The sequence below is a fragment of the Clostridium sp. TJA020 genome (assembly GCF_058310295.1).
In genome coordinates, this window is sequence record NZ_JBZEFC010000015.1 from 1 (window position 1) to 10,218 (window position 10,218).

At 26.2% G+C, this 10,218-nt stretch carries 6 protein-coding genes, 2 rRNA genes and 1 pseudogene; 8 read left to right on the forward strand and 1 reads right to left on the reverse strand.

Translation table 11 applies throughout. The annotated features are described in order from the left end of the window. From AC4FQ1_RS12950 to AC4FQ1_RS12965, 4 genes and pseudogenes are all read left to right on the forward strand, one after another. Nucleotides 1-125, forward strand: a 23S ribosomal RNA gene (locus AC4FQ1_RS12950); the annotation flags it as partial. Between the two features lie 47 nt (nt 126-172). Beyond that, nucleotides 173-289: ribosomal RNA gene (gene rrf, locus AC4FQ1_RS12955) — 5S ribosomal RNA — on the forward strand. Between the two features lie 93 nt (nt 290-382). After that, nucleotides 383-1,645: pseudogene (locus tag AC4FQ1_RS12960) on the forward strand (SulP family inorganic anion transporter); the annotation flags it as partial. A gap of 135 nt (nt 1,646-1,780) precedes the next feature. Beyond that, complete coding sequence (locus AC4FQ1_RS12965; RefSeq protein ID WP_491169853.1) at nt 1,781-2,194, forward strand: type II secretion system protein; 414 nt, start codon at nt 1,781-1,783, stop codon at nt 2,192-2,194. 99 nt (nt 2,195-2,293) lie between these two features. Here AC4FQ1_RS12965 and AC4FQ1_RS12970 read toward each other — a convergent pair whose 3' ends face one another. Continuing rightward, complete coding sequence (locus tag AC4FQ1_RS12970) at nt 2,294-2,773, reverse strand: cupin domain-containing protein (protein ID WP_491169854.1); 480 nt, start codon at nt 2,771-2,773, stop codon at nt 2,294-2,296. Nucleotides 2,774-3,005: 232 nt separating this feature from the next. On the opposite strand from AC4FQ1_RS12970, the gene glgA reads away from it, so the two are divergent. The 4 genes from glgA to glgD all read left to right on the forward strand — a co-directional run bounded on the left by glgA (nt 3,006) and on the right by glgD (nt 9,363). After that, the gene (gene glgA / locus AC4FQ1_RS12975; protein WP_491169855.1) at nt 3,006-4,445 is read left to right on the forward strand and encodes a glycogen synthase GlgA; all 1,440 of its coding nucleotides are present in this window, start codon (nt 3,006-3,008) and stop codon (nt 4,443-4,445) included. 21 nt (nt 4,446-4,466) lie between these two features. Further along, nucleotides 4,467-6,902 carry a glycogen/starch/alpha-glucan phosphorylase gene (locus AC4FQ1_RS12980; protein WP_491169856.1) on the forward strand — a complete coding sequence of 812 codons (2,436 nt, stop codon included), beginning with the start codon at nt 4,467-4,469 and terminating at the stop codon, nt 6,900-6,902. 173 nt (nt 6,903-7,075) lie between these two features. Continuing rightward, nucleotides 7,076-8,236: a glucose-1-phosphate adenylyltransferase gene (locus AC4FQ1_RS12985; RefSeq protein ID WP_491169857.1), complete on the forward strand. Its 1,161-nt coding sequence runs from the start codon at nt 7,076-7,078 to the stop codon at nt 8,234-8,236. 23 nt (nt 8,237-8,259) lie between these two features. After that, entirely contained in the window at nt 8,260-9,363 is a 1,104-nt protein-coding gene (gene glgD, locus AC4FQ1_RS12990; protein WP_491169858.1) for a glucose-1-phosphate adenylyltransferase subunit GlgD, read from the forward strand. Nucleotides 9,364-10,218 lie beyond the last annotated feature (855 nt).

Sequence of the window (10,218 nt, forward strand, 5' to 3'; positions counted from 1 at the left end):
AAGATGAGATTTCCCATAGCGTAAGCTAGTAAGACCCCTTGAAGAACACAAGGTTGATAGGTCAGGGGTGTAAGCATGGTAACATGTTCAGCTGACTGATACTAATAGGTCGAGGGCTTGACCAAATAGTTATTAACAATATTATATGCAATTTTCAGAGAACATCTGAATATCTGGTGATGATGGCATAGAGGAAACACTCCTTCCCATTCCGAACAGGAAAGTTAAGCTCTATAGCGCCAATGGTACTGCATGGGTAACCGTGTGGGAGAGTAGGACGTTGCCAGGTGTGAACGAAAAGAGATAGTTTTAACTATCTCTTTTTTTAATGTGTATAGATAGTTTACAAAAAATTTATATGAAAAGAGGCGTTTCTTTAATAATGAAAAAACCAAAGTTTTTTTCCATTCTAAAGCACAGAAAAAAAGAATTATCCAAGGAGCAAATATTTAAGGATGTAATATCGGGTGTAATAGTTGCTATAATAGCACTTCCATTGTCAATTGCTCTTGGAATATCATCAGGTGTAACTCCGGAAAAGGGTCTTATAACAGCTATAGTAGCGGGGTTATTTATATCATTATTTGGTGGAAGTAGAGTTCAAATTGGTGGACCAACAGGTGCATTCGTTGTTATTGTATATGGAATTATAGAAAATTATGGACTTGAAGGATTAATTATGTCAACATTAATGGCTGGTGTAATATTAATATTATTTGGAATTTTAAGATTGGGAAATTTAATAAAGTTTATTCCAAAGAGTATAACCTTAGGTTTTACCTTAGGAATTGCAGTAACATTACTATCAACTCAAATAAAAGATTTATTTGGGTTAAACATTGAAAAAGTACCATCAGAATTTATTCCTAAATGGGAAGCATATATATCACATTTTAATGAAACTCATTTTATAACTTTAATAATAGGTATATTATGTATAGGAATAATAATACTTTTTCCTAAGATTAATAAAACAATTCCAGGTTCACTTATTGCTTTAGTAATATCTACGTTAATAGTAGCTGGATTAAGTTTAAATGTTGAAACTATAGGAAGTGCTTTTGGTTCAATATCATCATCTATTCCTAAACCACATCTTCCTGTATTAACTATAGATAAAATTAAAGTTTTAATTATGCCATCACTTACAATAGCATTCTTAGCTGCAATTGAATCTTTATTATCAGCTGTAGTTGCAGATGGAATGATAGATAAAAAACATAATTCTAATACAGAATTAATAGGACAAGGATTAGCAAATATAGCATCATCATTATTTGGTGGAATACCGGCAACAGGTGCTATTGCAAGAACAGCAGCTAATATTAAAAATGGGGGAAGAACTCCAATAGCGGGAATAGTTCATGCTATAGTTTTATTATTAATAATGATAATATTTATGCCTTTTATAAAATATGTTCCTTTAGTTGCGTTGGCTGCTATACTTGCAGTTGTATCATATAATATGAGTGAATGGAGAGAGTGTATAAAAGTTATAGAAAAAAATAAACTTGATGCACTTGAATTATTAATTACTTTTATATTAACAGTAACTTGTGATTTAGTTGTAGCTATATTAGTTGCAATGATAGTTCATTTAATAAGAATGAAATTAATTGATAGAAATAATAATATTAATAAAGATATAGAAATAGCTTGTTAATTTGTATTAAAAATAGCAAAAAGATTAAATCTTTTTGCTATTTTTTTAGTTTATATAGTTTAAAAATAAATTAATTGGTAATAATTTGAATTAGATTATAATGAGAGGAGGACATATATGACTTATAGAAAATTAAATACAAAATGTAAAAATATAATTAAAGCGAAGAAAAAGGGATTTACATTAATAGAATTAGTCGGTGTTATTGCTATAATGGGAATACTTGTAATAATATTTAGTAAAAATATTACTGGATATATAGATGAGGCTAAAAAGACTAAAGTAATAGAGCAGTCAAGAAGAGTAGTAATGGCAGTTGACACATATGAAATGAGAAAAGGTGGAGATTTATCTAATAGTACAATTTCACAAATAAAGAGTAATGATAGTGTAAATTCATATATTGGTGATGATTTAGCTAATTTATCAGATTCGATGAGTGTAGCTAATTGTAGAGATATAGTTAATGGAACTAAAGATTTTTCTATAGATGAGAATGGAATATTTAATAGTTTTATAGATAATGAGTAATTAGATTGATATAAGATAGAGAATTAAAATATATAATTTTAACTTAATAAAAGTTTAAAGGCAGTAATATAATGTATATTACGCCTTTTATTTATAATATTAAATATCTTCTCTAGTAAGTTTTATTATTACATCTGCATGTTCTGGATATTTATTTAATAAGTCTTCTCTTTTGAATAATTCAAAATCGCTAAATTCAAAGCTGGGAGATACCATACATCCAACTAATGCAAATCCATCATTATTCATTGAAGAACCAAATATATATCCTTTTGGTACTAAAACTTGAGGATATTCTCCATTTTCAATGTTTTTACCAAGTTGTTTTGTTGTTAATTTACCGTCAGGGCTTATCATATATATAGTTAATGCTTCACCATCGTGATAATACCACATTTCATCTGATTTTAATCTATGAAAATTAGAAACTTCTCCAGTTTTTAATAAAAAGTATATACTACTCCATAGTTTTTTATTATCTTTTACTATTGTATTTGATAAGAATGATTCTTTAAAATATCCACCTTCTACATGAGGAATCATATCTAGATTTTTTATATAGTATTCTGCTGATTTCATAATAGTCCTCCTAATTTTATATTTGTTTTATATTATACTAAAGTTTTTTCAAATATAAAAATTTAATAAAAAAACTTCTATAAGTTATTTTTTTTTTAGTTTATTAATATTTATAAAGATAGTAAGGGTTTGAATAATCATATTTTATATCATTATTCATATAGATAATTACATTAGAAGTATATAAAGATAAACAAATATGTTTATATTTTTAAATAAGGGGGAGAAGAAAGTGAAGGTTTTATTAGTTGGATCTGAAGCAAATCCATTTATAAAGACAGGGGGATTAGGAGATGTTTTAGGGTCATTATCTAAGGCGTTAAATAGAATAGATGTTGATGCAAGAGTTGTAATACCAAAATATAAATCAATAAATAGTAAGTTTGAAAAAAATCTAAAATTTTTAAAATCTTTTAATGTTAAGGTTGGTTGGAGAAATCAGTATTGTGGAGTTTTTGAAGGAATTTGTGATGGAGTGAAGTATTATTTATTAGATAATGAATATTATTTTTCTAGAGATAAAGTATATGGATATTTTGACGATGGTGAAAGATTTGCTTTTTTTAATAGAGCAGTACTAAAACTTTTAAAGGAAATAGGTTTTAAGCCTGACGTAATTAATTGTAATGATTGGCATACTGGAATGATTCCAGTTCTTCTTAAATTAGAATATAGAAAAGATTATTTTTATAAAAATATAAAATCAGTATTTTCAATTCATAATCTTAAATTTCAAGGAGTTTTTCCTAAGGAAATTTTGCCTGAACTTTTTGGTTATGATTTAGAAGCTTATTATAATGGAAGTTTAGCTTTTGATAATGGGGTAAGCTTTATGAAAGGTGGAATTATTTATTCAGATAAAGTAACTACTGTAAGTTATTCATATGTAAATGAGATAAAAACAGAAGAATACGGGGAAAGATTAGATGCTGTTTTAAGAGATAGGGATTGTGTGTTAAGTGGAATTTTAAATGGAATAGATTATGATGAGTTTAACCCAGAAGATGATAAATATATTTATGATAAATTTAATAAATATGATTTATATGGTAAGAAGAGAAATAAGGAGAAGTTACAAAGAGAGTTAGGTTTACCTATAAATAGTGATGCAGCTATGATAGGTATAGTATCTAGATTAACTAATCAAAAAGGTTTAGATTTAATTATTGATATAGCAGATAGGTTATTACAACATAATATCCAATTAATAATATTAGGAACTGGTGATTTAAGTTATGAAAATCACTTTATAGGATTAGCATCTAGATATAGAGATAAAGTATCAACTAATATTAAGTTTGATAATGAATTAGCGCATAAAATATATGCAGCATCTGATATGTTCTTAATGCCATCTTTATTTGAACCTTGTGGATTAGGACAATTAATAGCACTTAGATATGGGACTGTTCCAATTGTTAGAGAAACGGGTGGACTTAAAGATACAATTAAACCTTATAATAAATATACTGGAATAGGAAATGGATTTAGTTTTAGAAATTATAATGCAAATGAATTGTTAGGAATAATAGAATATGCTTTAGATTTATATAAAAATAAAAATACTTGGAATTCAATTGTTATTCAAGCATTAGATTCTGATAATAGCTTGAATAAGTCTTCAAATGAATACAAGAAAATGTATAGTGATTTAATTACCTTTAAATTATAACAAAATTCAAGGAGGTGTATTATGCTGACTATAGATAAAAATACTTTTAAGAAAGAGTATAAAAAGAAATATTTAGAGATACATGGAGAGGAGCTTTCAGAAGGAAGTGATTATAAAAAATATGAAGCTTTAGGTAGTTTAGTTAGAGATTATATTTCAGAAACATGGATGAAAACTAATAAAAGATATAATATAACTAAGGAAAAACAAGTATATTATTTTTCAATGGAATTTCTTTTGGGTAGACTCTTAGGAGATGCCCTTCTTAATTTAGGGATTAGAGATATATGTAAGGAAGCTTTAAAGGATTTAAATATAGATTTAGAAAAATTGGAAAACTTAGAACAAGATCAAGGTTTAGGTAATGGTGGACTTGGAAGACTTGCTGCTTGCTTTTTAGATTCTATGGCTTCTGTAAATATAGCTGGTCATGGATGTGGTATAAGATATAAATATGGATTTTTTGAACAAAAAATAATTGATGGAGTTCAAGTTGAGGTTTCAGATAATTGGCTTAGAGAGGGGAATATTTGGGAGAAAAGAAGGCTTGATAAAAAAGAAATAGTTAAGTTTGGTGGCAATATAATAAGTGAAAAAATAAATGGAAAATTGAAATTTACCCATGTAAATTATGAGCCTGTTCTTGCTGTACCTTATGATACTCCTGTTGTAGGATATATGAATAATACAGTTAATACACTAAGACTTTGGAGCGCTGAGACTGTAAATAATGAATTTGATTTTTCATCCTTTAGTAGAGGAGATTTTTTAAAGGCTCTAGAATATAAAAATTCAGTTGAAGCAATATCTCAAGTTTTATATCCTGATGATTCGCAATATAAAGGTAAAATACTTAGATTAAAGCAGCAGTATTTTTTTGTTTCTGCTGGAGTACAAGGAATTATAAGGCATTATAAAAAGCATAATGGTGATTTAAGAAATTTACATGAAAAAATAGCTATGCATATAAATGATACTCACCCTACGCTTGTAATACCTGAACTTATGAGAATATTAATAGATGAAGAAGGATTTGCTTGGGAAGAGGCATGGAGAATAACAACTAATACAGTATCCTATACAAATCATACTATACTTGCAGAAGCTTTAGAAAAGTGGCCAATTGAAATGTTTAAGTCATTACTTCCAAGAATATATATGATAATTGAAGAAATTAATGAGAGATTTTGTCAGGAACTTTGGAATTCATATATAGGTCAGTGGGATAAAATATCAAGAATGGCCATAATAGCTGATGGGCAAGTGAGAATGGCTAACTTAGCAATAGTAGGTAGTCATAGTGTAAATGGAGTAGCAAAACTTCATACGGAAATTCTTAAAAAGAAAGAAATGAGTGATTTTTACTATTATTATCCTAATAAGTTTAATAATAAAACAAATGGAATAACTCATAGAAGATGGTTGTTAAAAATAAATCCTAAGTTAACTAATTTATTAATTGATACAATAGGTGATAGTTTTATAAGACATCCTATAGATTTAATAGAGTTTGAAAAAAAAGCTTATGATAAAAATATCCAAATAGAGCTTCATAATATAAAAAAATATAATAAAGAATTATTAGCAGATACAATATATAAGAGAAAAGGAATAAAGGTAGATACGAATTCTATTTTTGATGTTCAAATAAAAAGAATACATGCATATAAAAGACAAACTTTAAATTGTTTAAGAATAATGGATCTTTACAATAGACTTTTAGAAAATCCGAATTTAGATATAGTACCAAGGACGTTTATATTTGGAGGAAAAGCTGCACCAGCTTATCATTTAGCAAAAAAGACAATTGAACTTATTAATAAGATAGCAGAAAAGATAAACAATGATTCTAGAGTAAATGATAAAATAAAAGTTATATTTTTAGAAAATTATAATGTTTCTTTAGCAGAGGAAATTATAAGAGCAACGGATTTAAGTGAGCAAATTTCTACAACTACTAAAGAGGCATCTGGAACATCAAATATGAAGTTTATGATGAATGGTGCTGTAACAATAGCAACATTAGATGGAGCTAATATAGAAATCAAAGATGAAGTTGGAGAAGATAATATAGTAATATTTGGATTAAATTCAGAAGAAGTTCTTAATTATTATAAAAATGGAGGATATTCATCTTTTGATATATATAAAAATAATTTTAGAGTTAAATCAGTAATAAATGATTTAATAAATGGAAAATATCATTTTGATAGAGAGAGATTTAGAGAAATATATGATAGTTTAATACCATATAATGATGAGTTTTTTGTATTAAAGGATTTTGATTCATATATTGAAGCTCAACAAAAAGTTGATAATTTATATAGAAATACTAATGTATGGCAAAAAATTTGTGGAGTTAATATAGCTCATTCAGGAATTTTTTCATCTGATAGAACAATTTCGCAATATGTTAATGGTATTTGGGGATCTGAGTTAGTATATAAAAATTTATAATTATAAATAGCCTAAAGATTTTTTCTTTAGGTTATTTTTATATAAGATTTAATAAATAAATAGTATAAAATATAAAATCACATCATATGTTTATATAAGCACTTTTAAGAATTGACAGATTAAAAATAAAAATATTTTTATTTTGAAAAACATATGAAGGGGGAAATAATTTTATGGGAAAAAAAGAGATAGTAGCAATGATATTAGCTGGTGGACAAGGCTCGAGGCTTGGAGTATTAACTAAAAATTTAGCCAAGCCAGCAGTACCTTTTGGAGGTAAATATAGAATAATAGATTTTCCGCTAAGTAATTGTTCCAATTCAGGTATATATACCGTTGGAGTATTAACACAATATAAGCCTTTAGAACTTAATTCACATATTGGAATAGGAGACCCTTGGGATCTTGATAGAAGGGATGGAGGGGTAAGTATACTTCCACCTTATCAAGAAGAAGAAGGAGGAATGTGGTATAAAGGGACTGCAAATGCTATATATCAAAATATAGAATATGTAGATAGTTATGATCCAGAATATTTATTAGTTTTATCAGGTGATCACATATACAAGATGCAATATGATGATATGCTTGAATTCCATAAAGAAAAAGAAGCAGATGCGACTATTGCAGTTATTGATGTCCCTATAGATGAAGCAAGTAGATTTGGAATAATGAATACAAATGACGATTTAAGTATATATGAATTTGAAGAAAAGCCTAAAAATCCTAAAAGTACAAAGGCTTCTATGGGAATATATATATTTAATTGGAAAACATTAAAAAAGCACCTTATTAAAGATGAGTTAGATTTAAATTCAAGTAATGACTTTGGAAAGAATATAATTCCTAATATGTTAAGTGAAGGGTGTAAATTAGTTGCATATCCTTTTAGCGGATATTGGAAGGATGTAGGTACTATAAAAAGTTTGTGGGAAGCAAATATGGATTTACTTAAAATAGAAAACGGGTTAAATTTATTTGATGAAGATTGGAAGATATATTCAGTAAGTCCATCAAGTCCGGCTCAATATATAGGAGAAGATGCAACGGTAAAAAATTCTGTTATAGTAGAAGGCTGTGTAATACATGGAACTGTTGAAAATTCCGTATTATTTCAAGGTGTTTATGTTGGTAAAAATACAGTAGTTAAAAATTCGGTAATTATGCCTAACTCAGTTATTGATGATTTTTCAATTGTAAATAAAGCTATAATTGGAAGCGATGCGATAATTAACAAAGAAGTAGTAGTTGGCAATGGTAAAAATATATCAGTTGTAGCATCAAAAGAAGAGGTTGGATACAGGATTAAATATAAAGAAAGAAAAACTGTATAAATTAAGTGGGGGGGAGTTAAAAAATGAATAACTGTTTAGGAATAATAAATTTAGATGAAAATGAAAGTAGAATGGGTGAATTAGTAAGAAATAGACCTTTAGGTTCAGTTCCAATAGCTGCTAGATATAGAATAATAGATTTCATACTTTCAAATATGACAAACTCAGGAATAGAGTGTATAGGAATATTTACTAAAAATAAATCTAGATCACTAATGGATCATTTAACAAATGGAAGACCATGGGACCTTCACAGAAAAAGAGATGGGTTAAAAGTATTTAATTTTGGAGATTATTCTCCTTCGTATGATGATATTCATAATTTCAATGACAATATAGAGTTTGTAAGGTATAGTAAGAAAAAATATGTTTTAATTGCACCTTCATATATGATTTGCAATATAGATTTTAAAGGATTAATAGATAAACATAAAAATGAAAATAATGATGTCACAATAGTATATAAAAATGTAAATAATGCAAGAGAAAAATTTATAAATTGTGATGTTCTTAATATAGATGATAATAATAGAATTATAAGTGTTGGTGAAAATATAGGAAAGGAAAAAAATGCATCAATTAGTACAGAAATGTATTTTATGAAAACAGATTTATTTATAGATATAATAAATGAATCTGTAAAAAGTGGTATGTATAAAAAAATAAAACATTTTATACACTCTAACTTAGATAAATTAAATGTTAAAGCATATGAATTTAATGGATATTTAAGTTGTATAAATTCATTAAAATCCTATTATGATGCTAATATGGATTTTTTAAATTCAGAAGTAAATAAAGAAATGTTTTTTAGCGGTAGACCAATATACACAAAAACAAAAGATGAAGGGCCTACACAGTATACTAATGATAGTGTGGTTAAAAATTCTTTAATAGCAAATGGTTGTTATATAGATGGAAAGATTGAAAATAGTATAATATCAAGAAGAGTATATATAGGTCCAAATGTAAAAATAAAAGATTCCATTATACTTCAAGGAACAATAATAAATAATGGATGTGAACTTGAAAATGTAATAGCTGATAAAAAAATAATTGTAGAGCAAGATGAAAAATATATAGGGTCAAAAAAATGGCCAATAGTAATGAATAAGAGAAAAAGTTAAAATTTAATTTTACGCTTAATATAGTAACTAAATAATATTTAGTTACTATATTAAGCTTTTTTTATTAGTTATAAAAAGTTTAATATAGGTATTCTTTAAACTTTAATAACATATAAAATATTTATATTTAAAAATTTAAAATATATTTGATGTAAGTTTTTATAATTAAGGTATATTTATAAATTAAAATAATAAAAGAGAAATATAGTTTTTATATACATATCAATTTAAGAAAATGAATACATAAACAGTTATTTTTATTTTAGTGATTTTAAATTAATTTTATGTGAAAAGAATAAAATAGATATAGAATATATAAAAATTAAGTAGATTTATAAGATTTACTTAAAAAATATAAATATATTTTTATAATAAAAATTAAATATATACTAAGTTCTATATAAATTAATTAGTACAATAATTATAAAAGTTTTATATGTATTGAATAATATAATTAAGTAATATGTAATATTATACCTAAATACATCTAATACATAACCAGGCGTATCTATAGATGAAAAATAAAGAAAAACATAGTAAAATAGAAAATAAGTATAATAATGACTAAAAATAGAGTAAGTAGTAAAAACATACATAAATAGACATGTTATTATAAATATCGTCGCTGATGCGGAACAACTTCTTGAAGAGAAGGAAGTCAAATTTTAAATCACTAAAAAATGATTTAAAAAAGTGTTGACATAAAGGTTTCCAAGTGATAAGATAAACGAGTCGCTTGAGGGCGACGAGATAAAATGGTCTTTGAAAATTGAACAGAATATAGAAATACATTTAGAACCAGCAATTCTTTTTACAAGTAAGTTTTAAGAGCGAGATTAAACTTTTTATTGAGAG

Coding starts and splice junctions, on each gene's coding strand:
- AC4FQ1_RS12985 (WP_491169857.1), top strand. CDS start 7,076: ATGGGAAAAAAAGAGATAGTAGCAATGATATTAGCTGGTGGACAAGGC.
- AC4FQ1_RS12980 (WP_491169856.1), top strand. CDS start 4,467: ATGCTGACTATAGATAAAAATACTTTTAAGAAAGAGTATAAAAAGAAA.
- AC4FQ1_RS12965 (WP_491169853.1), top strand. CDS start 1,781: ATGACTTATAGAAAATTAAATACAAAATGTAAAAATATAATTAAAGCG.
- AC4FQ1_RS12970 (WP_491169854.1), bottom strand. CDS start 2,773: ATGAAATCAGCAGAATACTATATAAAAAATCTAGATATGATTCCTCAT.
- glgD (WP_491169858.1), top strand. CDS start 8,260: ATGAATAACTGTTTAGGAATAATAAATTTAGATGAAAATGAAAGTAGA.